At 34.1% G+C, this 18,648-nt stretch carries 17 protein-coding genes; 6 read left to right on the top strand and 11 right to left on the bottom strand.

Features of this window, described 5'->3' with window-relative positions; genetic code table 11:
• Positions 1–107: 107 nt before the first annotated feature.
• The 6 genes from SM124_RS13165 to SM124_RS13140 all read right to left on the bottom strand — a co-directional run bounded on the left by SM124_RS13165 (position 108) and on the right by SM124_RS13140 (position 3,236).
• Complete coding sequence (locus tag SM124_RS13165) at positions 108–1,145, bottom strand: DUF7662 domain-containing protein (RefSeq protein WP_322446988.1); 1,038 nt, start codon at positions 1,143–1,145, stop codon at positions 108–110.
• A 17-nt stretch (positions 1,146–1,162) separates the two neighbouring features.
• Positions 1,163–1,294 (bottom strand): hypothetical protein, encoded by a 132-nt coding sequence (locus tag SM124_RS13160; RefSeq protein ID WP_322446987.1) that lies wholly within the window; start codon positions 1,292–1,294, stop codon positions 1,163–1,165.
• 17 nt (positions 1,295–1,311) lie between these two features.
• On the bottom strand, positions 1,312–1,917 hold the full coding sequence (locus SM124_RS13155; RefSeq protein ID WP_322446986.1) for a hypothetical protein: 606 nt from the start codon (positions 1,915–1,917) through the stop codon (positions 1,312–1,314).
• Positions 1,918–1,933: 16 nt separating this feature from the next.
• On the bottom strand, positions 1,934–2,551 hold the full coding sequence (locus SM124_RS13150; protein ID WP_322446985.1) for a hypothetical protein: 618 nt from the start codon (positions 2,549–2,551) through the stop codon (positions 1,934–1,936).
• Complete coding sequence (locus SM124_RS13145; protein ID WP_322446984.1) at positions 2,552–2,959, bottom strand: hypothetical protein; 408 nt, start codon at positions 2,957–2,959, stop codon at positions 2,552–2,554.
• A gap of 100 nt (positions 2,960–3,059) precedes the next feature.
• A complete protein-coding gene (locus SM124_RS13140) occupies positions 3,060–3,236 on the bottom strand; it encodes a Spo0E family sporulation regulatory protein-aspartic acid phosphatase (RefSeq protein ID WP_322446983.1) in 177 nt (58 codons plus the stop codon).
• A 947-nt stretch (positions 3,237–4,183) separates the two neighbouring features.
• On the opposite strand from SM124_RS13140, the gene SM124_RS13135 reads away from it, so the two are divergent.
• From SM124_RS13135 to SM124_RS13110, 6 genes are all read left to right on the top strand, one after another.
• Positions 4,184–4,615: a helix-turn-helix domain-containing protein gene (locus SM124_RS13135; protein ID WP_322446982.1), complete on the top strand. Its 432-nt coding sequence runs from the start codon at positions 4,184–4,186 to the stop codon at positions 4,613–4,615.
• 318 nt (positions 4,616–4,933) lie between these two features.
• Positions 4,934–6,580: a tyrosine-type recombinase/integrase gene (locus SM124_RS13130; RefSeq protein ID WP_322446981.1), complete on the top strand. Its 1,647-nt coding sequence runs from the start codon at positions 4,934–4,936 to the stop codon at positions 6,578–6,580.
• A complete protein-coding gene (locus tag SM124_RS13125) occupies positions 6,573–7,721 on the top strand; it encodes a tyrosine-type recombinase/integrase (RefSeq protein ID WP_322446980.1) in 1,149 nt (382 codons plus the stop codon). The genes SM124_RS13130 and SM124_RS13125 overlap by 8 nt, the downstream gene beginning before the upstream one ends.
• Positions 7,702–8,616, top strand: a complete 915-nt coding sequence (locus SM124_RS13120; protein WP_322446979.1) for a tyrosine-type recombinase/integrase — start codon at positions 7,702–7,704, stop codon at positions 8,614–8,616. The genes SM124_RS13125 and SM124_RS13120 overlap by 20 nt, the downstream gene beginning before the upstream one ends.
• 331 nt (positions 8,617–8,947) lie before the next feature.
• Positions 8,948–10,489, top strand: coding sequence for a hypothetical protein (locus SM124_RS13115; protein WP_322446978.1), 1,542 nt, complete (start codon positions 8,948–8,950; stop codon positions 10,487–10,489).
• 1,270 nt (positions 10,490–11,759) lie between these two features.
• A complete protein-coding gene (locus SM124_RS13110) occupies positions 11,760–12,953 on the top strand; it encodes a tyrosine-type recombinase/integrase (RefSeq protein ID WP_322446977.1) in 1,194 nt (397 codons plus the stop codon).
• A gap of 57 nt (positions 12,954–13,010) precedes the next feature.
• Here the strand turns inward: SM124_RS13110 and SM124_RS13105 are convergent, their stop codons facing one another.
• The 5 genes from SM124_RS13105 to mprF all read right to left on the bottom strand — a co-directional run bounded on the left by SM124_RS13105 (position 13,011) and on the right by mprF (position 18,521).
• The gene (locus SM124_RS13105; protein ID WP_322446976.1) at positions 13,011–13,973 is read right to left on the bottom strand and encodes a tyrosine-type recombinase/integrase; all 963 of its coding nucleotides are present in this window, start codon (positions 13,971–13,973) and stop codon (positions 13,011–13,013) included.
• 313 nt (positions 13,974–14,286) lie between these two features.
• Positions 14,287–14,658: an rRNA methyltransferase gene (locus tag SM124_RS13100; RefSeq protein ID WP_322446975.1), complete on the bottom strand. Its 372-nt coding sequence runs from the start codon at positions 14,656–14,658 to the stop codon at positions 14,287–14,289.
• Positions 14,659–14,759: 101 nt separating this feature from the next.
• A complete protein-coding gene (locus SM124_RS13095) occupies positions 14,760–15,473 on the bottom strand; it encodes a hypothetical protein (protein ID WP_322446974.1) in 714 nt (237 codons plus the stop codon).
• A gap of 185 nt (positions 15,474–15,658) precedes the next feature.
• The gene (locus tag SM124_RS13090) at positions 15,659–15,958 is read right to left on the bottom strand and encodes a 4a-hydroxytetrahydrobiopterin dehydratase (RefSeq protein ID WP_322446973.1); all 300 of its coding nucleotides are present in this window, start codon (positions 15,956–15,958) and stop codon (positions 15,659–15,661) included.
• A 13-nt stretch (positions 15,959–15,971) separates the two neighbouring features.
• Entirely contained in the window at positions 15,972–18,521 is a 2,550-nt protein-coding gene (gene mprF, locus SM124_RS13085) for a bifunctional lysylphosphatidylglycerol flippase/synthetase MprF (RefSeq protein ID WP_322446972.1), read from the bottom strand.
• Positions 18,522–18,648 lie beyond the last annotated feature (127 nt).

The raw sequence follows: 18,648 nt of genomic DNA, 5'->3' as shown, positions 1-18,648 counted from the left end.
ACATCTGATCCCTTGATAATTCTAAATTTCGAGAGTTAAGCATTACGGGAGAAGCCTAAAAGGTAAGAGAATAACGAGTGAATGGCTTCTCCTTATTAATTATTATTTCAAGTCTTTTTCTCAGTCCTACGACTAATTTGAGTTCTTGTACGGGAAGGGGAAATCAACAGTTCACCTCGTATTCCTTTTTGAAAACGTGCATGAATGACACGATAGTTCAATCCGGTCTCCTTCGCCCAATCTTTAAGAGTCTTCGTCTCCCCATTGATGGTGGCAACCAATCTCTTTTGGCGTACCCCAAAAAGGTCTTTTCCTCTACCTCCTTCTTTATAGCGTTTGCTAATAACACTTGCAGAGAGTCTACTTTCTTTTGCCCACTCCGTAATGGTTTGGGTGACACCATCAATCGTGATGTACACCTTTTGGACCCCCGTAGGAAGCAGCAAATCTTCTTCTTTCCAACCCGATACAATGCGGTGACGCAATGTTTTAGGACCAATCCCCGTTAATGCGGCCCATTCGGAAATGGTTTTCGTTTCACCTTGAATGGTGACCTTGTGATTGACTCGAGTGTTATTGCCTTGGTTCTTAACGGTTGTCCAGCGGCAATTTTCTGGACAGTAACTTCCGTTCACATCTTCTCGGTCTAATGTGAGGTGTTCTTCGTATCCGTTTGCAAGAGCCCATTCCTTAAATACCGTATATTGACTCCATTCTGGACAGACGGTGATTCCTCGAGCTCCATAATTTTTGTAATCTTTAGCATTTACGTTGAAACATCGCTGCCTCATTCCCATCCAGATGACATACAAACGGGTACGTTTTTTAGTGGAGCCTTCTCCATGGCTAAACATATGATTCTTGTCACCCGTCTGGTCTCTTATATTTTTCTGATGAGGAACCGTGTCCCGTTGAAAGTCAATAGATTCGCCTAACCGGATATATGTGACCATCCAACCGGCTTCCATCCAGGCTTTAGATTGGACATGCCCATTCGTCTTTTCATTGGACCACCAAGCCTTGTATTTCAACGCTGAAGAGGGAAGAGTGTCAGAGAGGATGCTTTCTATTTCTGAATAAGACAACGTAATACGATCTGGTTTTACTTGTTTCAGATAATGAGACAAGGGTTCATATTTGGTCATACGGTTACTCCTATGGTTCACTTATTCTTGATTTCTCTTAATAAATCAATGATTTCTTGGTTTTGTTTTTTCGTTGTACGAAGACTACTTTCTATGGAATAGCATGAGAAGGCAATCGCAACAATACCCAGAACGACGATGTATTCCATTTTCATTCCTCCTATCTTTACTTAAGGTTGTCGTACTTGGTGATGCTTTTAGCAAAGTCCTGATGAAGGTGGAGGATATAGGGAGTAAGATGTTTGCTTTCTCTAGGAGTCAGTTGTGTGATGGCCCCTGTATCCGGTTCAATTGGGAATTTTCCAACACTAATTCCTTGGATGTTGTACGCTCCCACTAGTGGACCCTCTTCCGAAAGATTGTAATCTAAGAAAAGAAGATAGGGATGGTCAACTTTCATTGGCATATAGCCAGCCGTACTATAAGTTTTGGTTCTCGTTGAGGCAACCGTTTCTAGGATTCGTATGTCTGTTTCAGGAGAAAGGTGTTTTCCCGTTTCGTCTTTGATGACGGTGATGATCTTTAAGGTGGAAACGGTATAGTCAAAAATGGGATGACCTAATCCATCCAGTTGAATGACCGGCTTGAAACTAGTCTTTTTCGCTACCACAATGAGAGGAGACATACTGTGCATTTCTTCAAGCGTATCAAACGGGATAACAAGTTTCGCTTCCGAAATGATGAGTTCTTTCTCCGGCTCTTCTAAATGAGTGAGATAGGCAACCAATAGAACAAACAGGATGGAAATGACTAGAGAGATTCGTATATTCATAGGGCTCTCCTCTTTTCTAATACATCTGGAGTTTCTTCTTTAGTTCGGAAAATAGCGGTTTATGGTGCGTTTGCAAGACGAGATAGTCATAGGAAGGAAGATTTTTTGTAATGTCTTTCATGATGCCACGGTCTACACTCGTAACGTCTTCAAATACAATAGTGACGGTTGGAAACGCACCGATAGGTCCAAGTTTCATATTCTCTAGTCTCCATAAATCTTGGATGAGGCTGTTCTTGGATTGATACATCGAAGTTAGTTCATCGTAGAGGGGGCTAGGTTTTTCATGCTTTTCCCATCCAGCATTACCGATTTGACGTTTAACCGAGATGCCCGCTTGAATCCCTCCATCTGGACGAAGAAACGCCAGATCTAACTCGTTTTCCCGCCCATTTTGTCCTACCAACTTATAATTACGTTGAATGTCGTAAGGGGAATGAAGTGCTCCAAGAAAATGGTTGAAATAAAGATTGAGGATGAGTTCAGTGATTCCGGTAAGATTCTTACTGTGCCCCATAAACTCTACGCTTTTTTCATAAAATCCTTTCTTAAGGTCATAAAGATCTTGACCAGTCAGAGTATATACTTGTTCTTTCATGGATTGATTGAGTTCATCTATCACTCTACGAAACACTTAACATTCCTCCATATATATGGGTTGGTTCGGGTATACGTACTGAACCTCCCCATCTTCTGAAACGATAAGGATAAACAAACCAAACTTCTCTCTCACCCAAGGTTTAATTTGATTCACTTGTTTGAGATAGGCGGGGATATTCGGTATCGCTATTCCATAACGGGCTTCTGGCTCATCCATTCGTTGAATAAGTTGCCCAAGACCGGTTCGGAAATCCAGTCCTACCGCAGAGGTTAATCCCTTGGCTTCAATTCTCCAACGTTCGCCTGTTTCGGTATGCACTCCTGCATAATCGGTATGTGGGAGGTGTTCCATGATAAACCCACCCATATCAAAATGGGCTTCTATGGCATGCTGAATAAAGCCTTCGTACGGAAAATCCAGTCCATTTTTGTACAAAATCATCACACTCCAGTCCTTTTTCCTTATTCTACCACAAGGAAAGCCGGAATAAGAGTGTGTTTCATATCCTTGGTGTTTTGGGACTCGAGAGGAGGGGCGGTGTTTAAGGAGAAAGGACTTTCTTTTGATACAGGATAATCAACGCATCGAGTTCTTGGCTCTTTTGAAGGGTAAAAGGGTGTTGTAGGCCATACCGAAGACCGATTTGGATGAGACCTTTTCGTTCTCGGTGAATATGTTGTTGTAATTGTTTTAACGTACAATCTGCATCCATATCCATTCCGAGTCACCTTCCTGTGTCTTTTATCCTATTATAATAGGAACAAAAGGGAAAAGGGTGTGTCTTTCTTGTTCGCTTGTGACAATTCTTTGAATTCGTGGCGACCTTACGTAGTTTATAAAAGGTCAATTGACTTTTCCGGAAATGTGAGTTCTTTTGTTTGTAGTTAAACTAAACATGAGAAAAACGTACCTTCTTAGAGAAATATGGAGGAGGGAACTGAATTTCGTCCGTAATCACGTTTTTTTGCACTTATTCAACGATAAAGTACCCCCAATCGACTTTAATATCTTCCCACGTCTACGTGTAAAAATATATTTTATTCAAATGAAGGAAAAACAAGTAAGGATGATAGGTTTAAGGAATGTGAAAAACTTTTGGAATACTATCTGATCGGTAATCTAGACTATGCAGTAGGCATAGATGTAAAAAATCATATTTTCTTTGTAAACAAAGAGATCACAGGGATATTTTATTCAATCTTTCGATAACATAAACTCTAAAATACAAAAGTACACAAAAACATATGTGGATCATTGAAGCCAAAGGTGGGGAATCAAAAGGTAGTGAGAGTGAAAATATTGATAATTATTCTCATATGAAATCAGTTGCTTGAATATTTGAAGAAATAAAATATAACTTAAAGGGTGGTTTTGTACGACTAAAATGAGGGACATGGAGCTAAATACTAATGCATTAGAATTAAAAGAAGAAATGACCGACTCTTGCTGAGGTAGCGGTGAAGAAGGTGAATTAAAGAAATGGACATATTGTGATTAAAAAAAGAATAAGGCAATATAATTGAGGGAGATAATGAATACAAGGATTAAGAAGATTTACAGAAAAATGTATTATCAAGAGGTGAAAAAATTTTTAAAATAAAATTAGTCTTAAGAAAAAGCAATTAGCTTAATATATGGTAGTAATATTAGTGGGGAAGTGGGCGAATGGACAATAATAATGTTGTAGAATTAGAGTTTAGTATAGAAAAAGAACTATATGATGAATTTCAAAAATTAGGTGACTATCTCTTTTATTGGGATGATAAAAAAGAACAAAAATTTGAAGTAGAAGATTTAATTAAGTCTGCCCTAGAATCATATATAGATAACATTTTAAGATCCGGTCCCCAGATTGCTGATTGGTTGATTGGAAAAGCTAATGATAAAAAATACACATTGAAAAATAGGCTAAAAAAAGTTCTTAAAAAGAAAGATAAAAGTCAGGTATGGTTGAGCGAAAAGACAGGTTTGCCACGGAGTACTGTTTCACAAATTTTAAGTAATAATCATGAAGTCTCTTTGAGGCATTTTTTATTAATTTGGAAAACTTTGGATTGCCCTCCTTTAGAAAAAGTTTTATATTTTGACGAAGAATAAATAGGCAATTAAATACATTATTTACTCCACTCAATGGCTATATATAAATTTATCTTGTAAAACTTTTTAATAGCACTGACATTTGGCCATTATACTTCCATTTTGATTTAGATTCTAAAGAGATAGAGTTAGTCGTTATTGACAGGTTCATACGGTATCTGATTTAATAGAAATATAGATAATATGAATACACATGAAAGTTAAATTATATAATTCACAATATGTGGGAGCACCACTAGTAAGCGATGGGTAAAATATTTACCTGCATCGCATTATTAGTGGTGCTTTTTTTGTGATAAAAAAGGGGTAAATGTAGAAATGGAAACACACTTACAGTTTTCGTTTAATTATGATTATAAGAAAGTTACGAAAAATTTTTCTGATAAAGATTCAAAAGAGTGTGATCAAGCACAATTCAAAAAGGAAGAAAATGAACTATATGATGAAGCTCTTACAGCAAACACGTCATTAATTTTTCATGATTTGCCATTTGGAAAAAAAACCCTTAAACCCTACGAGTTCGGAAGAACTCGTCAATCAATTGACAGAGTAAAAGAACTTTTGTCAATTGATTGTATAAAATTGGTAAATGTTGTTAAGAATAAGAATAGTAATAACTTAAAAGTAGTCGAGGAGCTGATTACTATTCTTAACAACGCATTTAATCAATCAACTGGAGTTTTTTTAGAAGAAGGTCATAAACTTCTTATAAATTTAGGTGCAAAAGGTCAAAAAGAATTTATACTGACAAAGTATTTGTCAATTATTCAGTCCAAAACATTGAGAGATTTTATAAAACAGAAGAGGCAATTTGCACCTGGAAGACTTATAAAATTGATAAACAGAGTTGCTGACCTCGAGAATTTGGTTTCAAGAAAACTAAATAAAGAACCAAGTAAACTTACAAAATTTGAATTAGCGGATAGAGGAATTATGGAGGGCTTGATCACTAGTACTTTTTTTGCATCGCTCTTTAGCGAACTTCACTATTACCTTGATGAATGCAATCCGGTGGTATTTATTCACAAATCTAAGGTAGTACAAAAGCTAAACCATCCAATATTCAATTTGTATGCAAAAGATCTTCATAGAAGAAATCGGTCAGCTGCAAGAATTGAAAAGATGGAACGGCAAATAAAAAGCTTCTTTAAATGGTTACCAACTCTACGTGAGTTCCAAGGTATCCTTATCGATGATATATCTGTTTGGGAAATCACAAGGGAGCACCTTCTTGAATATAAAGCGTATTTAATTAGGCAAAGTAAATTAGGGATTTTTACAAAATATAATTGCAAACAACGACTTAAAGACACAAAGACTTTTTTTAAACGCATATATGAACTTAATTTAATCGGAGAAAACATAGCATTAACTGTTAGTAACATTGAAGCTAGTGATTACTTTTATAGAAAATTGCCAGATGATTCTGACATGCACGGATTGTTTAAGTCAATAAAAATATATGCAGAAGAAGCTAATAAAGATACTTTGGCATTTGCATTAATTTCCTTTTTAGGTTTTAGAATCATCGAACTTTATCGTTTACGGTGGGAAGATATTAACTTAGGTACAAAAACCATTGCAGTACAATCAAAGGGTAATAAAAGTCACACACTACCTATTTCAGATGTCATTTATAAATTGATAAACAAAATTCCTTTTGAAGATAGAATAGGTTTCATATTCAGAAAAAGCAATGATGAAAAAGAAAAAACTTTTAAATTTAGAATAGAAAATGCCTTCTCGCTTTATAAGATTTTGGCAGACTGGGATTTAGAAGGCGGTCCCCACCTTTTAAGACATTGGTACATTACTAGTCTAGCACGTCAAAATGTTGAACCAGTAGATGTTAGAACTTTGGCAAGACACGATTCTTTAAAAACAACATCTAAGTATATTCACTACTACTCATCTGAATTAAAAGAGGGAATTAACAAGATAGATTATGAGGTAGGTTATGAGTAAAATTAGACAGAAATCAAAAAAGGCATTGTTTGATGAAAAGTTAGCTCAGTTAATTGGTGAGTTTGGGCCAGCTATGTTTGAAAAAGAGATATTAAAAAAGAATATTATTAAGAAGGTAATAAAAGAAGAACCAAAAAAAATACTGACTTTTGAAGAGGCTGAGAATCTATTTTTTACCTCTCCAACTTCATATTTTGTAGATAAGAGAGAAGAAACTCAAAGAGGCTACAAAAGCGAAATGAGATCTTTTAAGGGGTTTATTGAAAAAGAATTGACTTCAGGAACAAAAGTATTAATTACTGAAGTGTTCAATAAAGAAATAATACTAAAGTATTTAAATAAACAACAAAATATGGGCACAAGGAAAAAGAAGAGTTCGTTTTTAAGAGCATTTCTAAAATCTGTTGCTAAAGATATTTTAGACAAGAAACAAGTGGACTTCCTATTAGGTAAGACACTTAAGATTAAAGATAATCCCAATTGCATTCCAAAGGCTCTTACTTCTGAACAAATAAATTTTATTTTAGAGGCTGCTAAGGAGACTACATCAGCTTTAAGAAACTACGCCATTTTTTGGACATTGTTAGGTTCAGGAATTAGAGCAAATGAATTAGTTAATATTCAGATAAAAGATATCGATTGGAATGATAAAGCTATACTTATTATGCCTAAAGGAAAAAGTGAATATGAGAAACGTTATATGACGGATGTTTCTTTTGATGTTATGAGTACGTATGTCCAGTTCATGTACGCAGATAAAAAGGAACGATATACAAAATTAAAATATAGCGAGATTTATATTTTTTCAACTAATGGAACTAATGCCCTCGCTACAAGCACAATAAGGGAAATGATGAACAATATTAAAAAACGAGGAATACAAGAAAAAATGTTTTCTGAGGATGCTTCGTTATCACCCCATATTTTAAGACATACTTTCTCTTTATATGCTTATGAAAGTGGAATGGAGATTTACAAGATAAGCAAATTGCTTGGTCATGAAAATATCAACACAACCCAGACTTACCTTAGATTATTACCTGATCAAGTAAAGAAGGAATTAGAAAAGCATCCATATGCAAATGTGGAGTTAGAATATCTAAAGCAAAAGGAGGCTTTATATGGAAAATTTGCTGATTGATTCTGTTTATTATAAAAAATTCGTTGAGCTATCTGGTTACTCAGATAAATCTATAGAGCGCTATAGGAGTGTTTTAAAAGAGTTAGGAGAATTCATTAGAGTTTTTGGATATAGAAATGACAAGCTAGATTTCAATAAATTTTACTACTCAGAGAATGATGATGAGTATGAACCTATTGATCTTGACTTTGTAGATAACTACGTTGAGTACTTGAAAGAGAAAAAAACTAAAGTTACATTGGGGAATCACTTCTCGTGTGCAAAAAGTTTTTTTCAGTTTATTGAGGACCTGGAATTAATTGAAGAAAACCCTTTTTCAAGATATCCCTCTTCTTTTCATTACAGAGCCATAAAAAACCGAGCATTAAGTAAGGAAGAAAGTGATAGTATGCTTAAGGCTGCTGCAATACTTGACCCGTTTTTGCTTCAATATTTTGTTTTAATACTATTACAATTTACTTGTGGATTAAGGTCTAGGGAGATATGCTCTTTGAAGCTCTCTCAAATCTATTTCGATCTAAACGTTATTGTAATTGATAGGAAGCAGAAAACTTTTGCTAGTTCTGTATTAATGACACCAGCATTAAAGAAATACTTACAAGTTTATATTAATCATCCGTATTTTAAGGAATGGTTAGAAAATTCTACAGATAAGGAACTATTCTTTTTAAAGAAGAGGCCTCTTACCAATGCAAAGTTGAATAAGATAATAAGGGAAATAGCTTCTAAAGCAGAAATTAAAAGGAAAGTAGCTTCACATGACCTACGGGCAACAATGGCCTATTTAATGGATCAGAATGGATTCTCTTTACCAGCGATACAAAGGCAAATGAGACATAAAAAGCCATCTACAACTTTAATATATTTACCCATGAAAAACAGGCTGAAAGTATAAATATTTAAATATTAAGTAAGTATTAAATCAACGATAATTAAGAGCAAGTGGAACATTTTACACTCCCACTTGCTTATCAAATTGATATGAATAAAGTAGGAAGTTACTTTTTCTATAAGAGAAATTCATTGAAAAAAAAACTTTATTATGATTTAATAAGTATATACTAAAATATTATTTTAGTTGCAAAGAACATAACATCATAACGATTAGTGGAAGCACCACAAAAATTTACTTGATAGGTAATCTTTACCTTAATCAAGAGTTTTTGTGGTGCTTTTTTATTGAAAAAATTTAAACTGTCGATTTAGTTGTGAAAGAGGAGAAAAAAATGAATCATAGCATACACAACCCGAAGTTAAACAGAACAATCATAAAGGATTTTTCAAGAAACAAATTAAAACTGTCGAAAACCGCAATTTCATTACTTTTCCAATTAGCTTCTTTCATTGATCGGGATGGACGTATTCACCTTGATAAGGAGTACGTAAGACAACAAATGTTTTGTGACCGCCGCTCTCTTGAATCCGCCCTGGTAGAATTATGCCAAACTACATACAACAACAAGGCACTACTATCGTTTGAAAACGGTTATTATGTGTCTAGTTTTCACCTGTTTACAAAAGGGGAAGAGACTTACCTTAAACATTTACAATGTTTTAATTCCCTTGACTTTTTAAATCTTACGAAAAACCAAGTTCGACTATTTCTAAATATCGCAACTTTAAATATTAGAAACCAATACACTAAAGTTGCTGTCGAAAACCTATATAAGAACCATTTGCACGACGAAAAATTAGGCATGCATGTTTATGATGACTATAAATCTATGACAGAAGATCTTTTCCACCTAATTGATAAAGAGATGATCCTAGTTCGTCTTCCTGATAAATTTGAACCTATCGATAAAAATAACCCTAGCTACAAAAAAGAATTCCATGCTGTATGTGGTTATGTGAATAATAAAAAGAACCGTACTAGCAAATATCTTAAAAACAAACATGTAATTGGCTTGAAGGTCAATCCAAGTTTATTCGAGAAAGATACTGTTAAAAATATTGCAAGTGAAACAGAAATCCGTTTATTAGCAGACCGTTACCATATGTACCACGAAGATATGAAGCCAGAGACGTTCAATTATTTTACGGGTAAAAAGAAGAAATTAATGGAGCTCTTTGGTCTAACTGGTCTAGAAATCTATCGTTCTTCATTAAAGAAGTATTTTAAAGAGAAAAACGAAAACATCCTATATTATGACCTACTTGGTAAAGCAGAGAACCACTTTACTGATTTCTATCTATTAGAGGAAATGAAGAAGGTGATCCTAGCTGCAATTGAAACTGAACTAGGAAATACTAAAGCTATATCTACGACTGGTTATTCTTTTACAAAAGTACACATCCCATCACTAGTAGAATATTTCATCACTAACTCAAGCGAAGAACACAAAGTGTTGATTGACCAAGACATACAAAAAATTAAGCATGTTGACGTAATAATGTCAGACGTTTCTTCAAAAGAACCTTGGACAAGTTTACAAACTTCAATAGATGTAGTTTATTCAAAACACACCCAAGCATTGAAATCTTCATTTAATATTGAATGTATGAAATTGGGTCTAAATTATTCTGACGAACTGTTTGCCCAGTTAAAACCTAGAGAGGTAATCGGTATCCTAGCGAAGGAAGCAGTTTTAACGAAACAGACACAATTAGATATAGAGTCTAATAAGTTAAAGCGAATTGTTCGTTTCTTTAGGAAAAAACAAATGCCTTTTATTATGTCTCCGCATACAAATACGATAACAATGCCAGCCACAGCAGGTGCGAAACCCATGGGGATCTACGACGACAACAGTTGGCTTGATTATTAAGCTGTACCACTTTTTATAAAAAAAGTAAGGTTAACGGCTTATTTGTGTTGGACATCTTTGTTTAGACTTTGCACCGAATTCCTTAAAAAGTAAATTAGTTCAACAAGCCTAACGAGAACTAACCAAATGTTCCCATTAGGCTATTTTTATACCAATGCACTTCCATTTTTTTGAATATCAAAACAATTATAATAGCCATTAATTAATTTTAGCTGTACAAAATAGGGTTAGCTTGTCTAATAAAACAACAAAAAAACATAAGGAGAGCTATGCCTCTATTTTGACAACGAACTTTACATTTTTTTTTTTTTTGAAAATTATAAAAAAAACCTAATCCCTTGTGGGAGAACAGGTACTAATTTTAATATATATTATTTGGGATATTCACAATTATATTTGTTATAGGATTTGTTATAGTTTTTGACTTTTTAAATGGAATTTAGAATGTAATTTTTATTTGGAAAACAAACTATAAAAATTTATTTTTTAATTATTTTTGTACTATTTTTACGCCCTGACATCATTGTTGTTGTTAGAGAAGAAATTGAAATCGAAGGTCTAAATAACATTGATTAGGTTATAATCTAAGGAGTATTTAAAGGATAACTTTGTGTCTCAGCATAAGAAGAGGTTAGAGCCTTTCAATGACAAAGAGTATTCTTTTAATTATTCTCACCGTTATTTAAATGACGGAAAAATAAAGGAGAAGAAGGGTGTCCTCTCCATGTAGATAATAACTTCCAATGGTACGGTATCTTATTTACATTAGCCAACGACCACCTAAAAAAGTTTGAAACTTTATCACAGTACATCAATGAGAACGAACGAAATAACAAACTTTTCGGTATTACTCAATAATCATGCAAACGGTAAAAAGCAAGTTATAGACTACAACCAACAAGGTATAACTAGCTAAGTTCCTTTATAAAGAATAAAAGGGGTCTGCAAGAAGGTCTTTATCGACCTTCTGTTTAAATTTATCCACCCACATATTATATGTTTTAACGATGAAGAGAGAATTCGGAAAGCTAAATCCATTAATTTATTTTAGTAGACGACATTATATGCTGTAGACTTTTATTATAAATATTGAACTCATTCTTGTGGGAGAGCTTAGAACTATGTTATATTAAGGATAGAAAATACATAAAATGCAAACGCGAGGAGCACTCGGTTTTATAGGAGTAATTTTGGATAGTAAAACTCTATCTAGAATTAACTTCTATTTAATCGAGTGCTTCTTTTGTTTCTATTCCAGGAGGAGAAATAAATGGAGAAAAATGAAACAGCAAACCAACAAGAAGAAAGAGAAGGAAAACAACCCATAGAAAAAAGAGCATTGCCAACATGGACAATCAGAATTGCTTTAGAGGAAATGAGAGAATATCGTTCTTGGGAGGATAACACATACAGCGCCTATGTAAGGGATATAGACAACTTTGAAGATTTTTGTTTTGAAGAGGGTTTTGAGCCTTTACTCAAAAATATTTCCCTTCATCATGTAGACAAATGGATTAAAAATTCAACCAATGAAGGAGTGGCATATTCTACAATAAAAAGGAGAGTGGCATCTTTAACTGGTTTGTTTGGTTTTTATAAAGGATTAGGTATCATTACAAGTAACCCATTTCTGATTGCTAATATTCCACTTGGTGCAATAGGTGCTCATTCAAGAGCACTAGAACTAGATGAAATCGTTGATGTCTATGAAACAGCCCAATACCTAAAAAATGAAGAGGGACAGGATGTGTTCGTGACTATAGGGGTATTGTTTAACACAGGCTTAAGAGGACATGCTTTGTCTCACATTAAAGTACAAGATGTTTTGCTAGATAAAGAACTAATTTATTACTATGCAGGAATAGTGAATAACAAACATAAGATTCAATACTTCCCTATTCCTCCACGTCTATTAGAAGATATTAAACATCATATTAAGTATTATGATCTTCAACCAGAAGACCAGTTACTTAATGGCTTATCCGGGAAACCATTGCAAAATAAGCAGATCAACTTTATTACTAATAAAATTAATAAGATCCTTGGTTGGGAAGGTGAAAAACATGTAACTCCACATGGTTATAGAAGCTCAATTGCTACTATTCTAGATGAGAGAGAGATGGAGTTAGATAACATCAAATACCTTCTCGGACATACCATCACGAAGGACAATATTCAATACTATCTGAGACGAGATCAGAGAAAGATTCGTGCCTTACGGAGAGAATTAACAAACATTGAGAATGAAATTTATGAAAACCTAGAAAAAAGAAAGAATGGTAAAGCGAAAGGAACAGGAGAGGCATTAGAAGATTCAATAACCTTAAAAGCAGACACGGAATCTAATTTCTCACCAAATAACACTGCTAGTGAAAAAGTTTCTATTGAATACTTTATTCAATTAACGAAGACCAACCCTCAGTTAGCACAGAAACTAGCGGAAATGAATCTGGTTAAAATGTAATTTTTTTATTAGGAAAGCTACCTACTTATATGGTAGCTTTCGACTATTCATACTAAATTAAATGTGAAACGAATCAATGGCTTTCTTTTTTGCCTCATAATCTATATGTGTATACATTTGAGTTGTTGCAAGTGATTCATGCCCTAATAGTTCTTGGAGGGTTCGCAAGTCCACCTTTTCTTGTGTAATGGATATAATGTTTCCGTGTTCATCCACTTTTTCCGTATGACCTTGCTGCAATAATAACGTCGCAAACGTATGCCTTAGGTGATGTAACGTAAAACGGTGGGGAGGGAGACCTGCTTTTTGTAACACCCCTTTAAAAATAAAATTGACACCTCGAGGGTCAAAAGCTCTTCCATGCCCGTTGCGAAAAACGGGTTCTAGTGGATGAGTCTGATGTTCTTGTAACGATTGTTTAAGAGCCTTTAATAATGGAACAACAGAAGAGTGAAGGGGAAGAAGACGTTCTTTTTTTCCCTTTCCCAATATTTTGATCGTTTCATTGTATAAGTCAATTTGCTCCCATGTTAAGCTCACTAACTCTTGCTTTCTCATTCCAGTGGTCCCTAACAGTTTAAACATCGTTTCGTTTCGAAGGGAGAGAGGGCCTTCTGCTTGTTCTAATGATACAAACAATTGCTTGAGCTCCTGTAAATTTAGATATTTTGGTAATTTTTTGTCCGCTTTTGGAGCGATGATCCCTGCTGTAAAGTCCGATTGAGCCATTTTTTCCTTTAAACAAAACTGACAAAACGACTTTAAACTGGAAATCCGTCGTTGCATGCTTCTTGGACTGATCGATCCGTGAACGGTCTGGTGCTGAATGAAGCGACGAACGATGGAAGGATTTAAATCATCAAGATCGGTAGATCGCTTATGATGTTGTAAAAATGCCAAAAAAATAGATAAATCGCTTTCGTAGCTGTCAAGGGTATTTTGGGAATAATTTTGTTCCACTTCAAGGTACAGTAAAAAATCATCTAAAGCTTGTTGAATTTCGATTTGAAACGCCTCCAAATAGTTAGTTATATGGACGTACCAAAACCTTATAATCCGTACCAAGAAATTATCGGTCTATGCCAGATTGTTATCAGGAAGTTCATGAAGGTTATCCGAAACATTATCGGGAAGTAGCTCATTAAAACTTCTCAATAAAATTTATTATAGGAAGTATCTCAATTGGTGAAATTTTTATTCGGTCTCAAAACATTGAGTATACTAGGCTTTTGAGACATTTTCGGTCAATCTAATTCAACTTCCTATAATATATATTATGGTGGGGGCGTTAATAGAAATTATGAAAGATACACTCTATAAATAAAGTGCATCCCTACTCTATTCGATGTTTATAACTTCGATCTTTAATATCTCTAATATTCATATATCCAACACTATATTCAATCACATCATTTATATATAAATTATGTTTCTTTGCAAACTCTTTAACATTTTCTAATAATTCCTTGTCGTATGTAGTTTTATATTGAACTCGATCTTTAGGCCTTAGATCTTTATTATAAGTAATAACACCTTGATTTAATACTTGCTGTAATCCAGTTTCAATTAAGTAATTAATGTGAGTATCATTTTCTATCGCGAGTCTAGTTAATTCATTAATAATAGCCTTGCTTATATTTGTTCTAAACTTTACTCTTGATTGATCAGCTTGTTGAACAAGTCTACCGTTTATTACTTTCCACATATCATTTCTCCTTAATTCTCTATTCACATCGTTGTATCATGTAAAGTTTCTTTTTAGAGACAAAGTTGTTAGTAGTATTATTATATATAATCTTTGCTAGTTTAGGTAATTCGTATTTTTCCTTTTACCCATGTACGATATATCGTGTTACCAGCTTGACTAATCTCAGTAGTTATTTCAGTACGTAATTTCCATTTCTTAAATACCTTAAATAACCCTTCAGCAAATAGTAAGCTACCGGTTGTAATATTCATTACATAACCTTTCGGCTGAACCCATCCATCTCCATCTATAACACCTCTAATAAATGAAGGTAAATACTCATCTGGGACTTCTGGGAATGGAACATTTAATGACTTTTTAGTGTGGATGCCTAGTTTTGCTAGGTCATTTTTAATTTCCTTTGAATTAATAATTAAAGTTGGGGTTTTCTTTGTTGGTCCAGTGGGTGCTAGTACATAGTCTGCTTCCATATACTTTGCTATTAAACGGAGAATTCTTTCATCTTTTTGACTAAAGTAGATTGTGTGAGTGTGTTGACTAATATGTCCATCAGTCACAAATATCCCTAAAACCCATGTCATCTCATGTGACCAAGTTTTAAAAAAATTTTCATTTACTTTATGTTTACGAGGCTGACCTGAGGATGGTTCACGATTCATCTTCACCCCATGCTTATACATAACATTTCGTATTGCACGGTCTGAGAGTCCAGTAATTGTGGTCATTTCCTTAAAGGACATATTGCTTTTGGACATATTGCTTTTGTACATTTTGATCATATCTTCATCAGTTATACCTAATTTCCTTGGCATATTTATCATCCTTTGATTAATTTACAAACAGCTGAGTGATCACAAAGATGACTATATACATAGTATAGAACAAATGTTCTATACTTTCAATAATTAAGGTTTTTTAACCAAAAAACCACCTCAATTAATTCTTGAAGTGGTTTTACTAGTCAAAAATTAGCTCGACAATAATATATTTTTCATTTTTATATTCTTTTTAACTGATCAAAAATCTCATCATACCTCTTAACTAACTCAAAATCCAACTCAGTCAACCCGTTCGCACGCCAAGAAGTGAGTTTCAGCGTAACTAGTTTATAATCAATAGCAATAAACGGGTGATGATTAACTTCCTCGGAAAGTGTCGCGATTGCTTGAACAAATTCAACCCCTTTTAAATACTCCCCAAAGCGGTATTTTTTCTCTAACCACTTTTCATTCGAAATTTTCCATCCAACTATATTCTTTAAATGGCTAGCAATTTGGTCGTCGGTTAATTTCTCCATGCCTTCATCCTCCCTATTTTCTCTTCTTCCCAATCAACAATGACAATTGAAAAATAGTTACCGGTAAAGATTGTCTACCTCTAAAGGCAAGGTATTTCGGTTCCCAGCGTGTAGCAAATTTCTCTTTATACTTACGAATCCCATCAAATTGATACAAATAATGTCCATGACGATAAATTTTTGCTGCTACTTTTTCATCTAAAAAAGAGTATTTGTTCATACCGACATTAGACAGAGGAGCCATTCCTAAATTAAACGATTTGTATCCGCTCTCTTTTGCATACTCTAATATCGAGATAAACAGCATATCCATCGTCCCATTTGGCACGTTCCTTAAATGTCTCATTAAATCGACAGATAAAACTTCGTTGTTATCATATACTGGCATCAAGTTAGCAAACGCTATTACTTGACCTTCTGTATTGGTTAAAGTAGCAATAGGACCTTGTTGTAAATAATGCTTGTCAAAAAAACCAAGCGAAAACCCTTTTTCTTTTCTCTTTCCTAACCACTCATCAGAAACATCTTTTAATTCAGCTATAAACTTATCGTTATATGGAGGGGAATGAATAGCAAACTTATACCCTTCCCTTTCAAATTTATTCTTTACCGTTCTTAAACTTGTTTTCTTTTTACCAACTAAAGTGAACTCCTCTAAATCTACGTATGCTTCTTCTCCTAGTTTAAAAAAATGATAACCATTTTCATGATACAAAGGTAAGAGGTTCTTTTGAATTTGATAGAAAACACATTTTAGCCCTTTTACGTCCGCAAATTGATGTAGTTCGTCTATTGCACGCGAAAAAGAATGTGAATCACCAATTGGGTCTCCGAGTACCACTAATTTATCAGCCATTGTAGAATACATGAAAAGCACATCTTCATCCTTTGTCCAGAAAAATTCTTTATCATTTAAGAAAGATAAGTGAGTTAATACATTTCCTTTGTGTTCAACTAGAAAATCGATTATATCTATATTTCTAACCGGTGGAGAGGTATTGGTAGCTAATAATTTAAATCCAACAAAGTTAAAAATAATAGCCAAAATCAATCCAATAATAGCGGAAATCAATAACTCATAAGGCTCTTTTACAAGTAATCTCTCAAAGTCTTCTGGAAGTTTAAGCTTTTCATATGGATGATCAAGGTATCCAATGAATACATAAGTAACGAGTGACCCTATGGTTAAGGCAGCCATTGTCATAAAGGCGCCACAGGATAGAGATAAACTTTCTCTATAAAACTGTTTTTTCGATATACGTAATAAGGCTGCAATCCCAAATAAGAATAGTGCCTCTTCAAAATCAAATCCTTTTGAAAAAGTAAAAACTGCCCCAGCTATTAATACAATATATGAAAGGGTATAAGCACTTTTTACTTTTAGCTGAATGCTTCTAGATAATAATAAGAGGGAAATACCGGCTGTTACTGATAATTGGAAAGACATATTTAAAATAGGTGCTGAAAAAAGTTTTTCTGCAAAAGTGACTCGGTCTAAAATAGCAGGTGTAGCGGCTGACAACAAAAGCAGTATTCCACTAACAAAAACGAGTGCTGCCATCGCCCAATGACTGATATTTGGAACTAAATAGTCAGGAATAAGTGCATATTTTTTTAACCATTTACCGAGTTTGGTTTGCACGACTGCATTTTTCGTCTGGACAATCACTTCAGTTGAAGCAAAAATAAGACCGATAATAAAGGGAATGAAAAAGTAAAACAGTCGATAGAATAGTAGAATGATTAGAACTTGTCCATCTTCAACTCCGTAATACTTTAATCCAATCAATATCATTAAATCAAAGGAACCGAGTCCTCCTGGAACTAAACTAATTACACCTGCTATTGCTGCTGCAATAAAAGTGGAAAGAATGAAGTGAAATGGAAGATCATTTCCTAAAACAACAGTAATTCCCCACATAAACACTGCTGCAATGAACCATTCAATGATAGAGACAACAATAGCCCAAGTCGTCCAATGATTCCATAAGGGCTCTCCCTTTTTTCTTCTCGTATAAATTAAAAATAACGAGTAAACAGGTAAAAAGCCTGCCATTCCCCATAAAGCTAATATAAGCCATTGATGATTATCAAGTACGGGTTGAATATCTACAAATGAAAAGAGCGGAAACCAAGCTAATACCGACAAACCTGTTAAAATAAAGGGTGTGATCCAAAGAATGGATGTCCAAAGCTCCTTAGAATCACCTGTATATTTCTTTAACAAAAGGCCTCTTATACTGGCACCAGCAAATCCGCCAAAGCCTAATACATTATTGAATGTGTTAGAAATCCATGATATTTTAACGAGGGCTGTCCATTTAATCGTAATATTTAACTTTTTTACTAAAATAACATCATAAAAAATCATCGCGGATACAGCTATCATCCCCGACAAGAACATGAAAATAAGTTGATTGGGGGTGAGAGATTTTATTTGAAGGAACAGATTAGAAGCATCTAATTCCTTTAACTCCTTCCGACCCTCTACATAAATAATGGTCAGTAGTAGAATAGGAATAATAAGCTTTATAATCCTTATCAAGCTCTTGTTTCTTAGCATGTAACGGCTCCTCATACTTAAATATCTAACTATCATTCTAACTCACACATACTTAGTAGTCACTTGAAGATTTTATTAATAAATAGAACTTCTGTCTATACATTTTTGTGAGTAACTTATGAAAAAA

Source organism: Robertmurraya mangrovi, from assembly GCF_034427655.1.
GTDB classification, from domain to species: Bacteria; Bacillota; Bacilli; order Bacillales; family Cytobacillaceae; genus Robertmurraya_A; species Robertmurraya_A mangrovi.
This window is presented reverse-complemented; position numbering and strand designations above follow the sequence as displayed.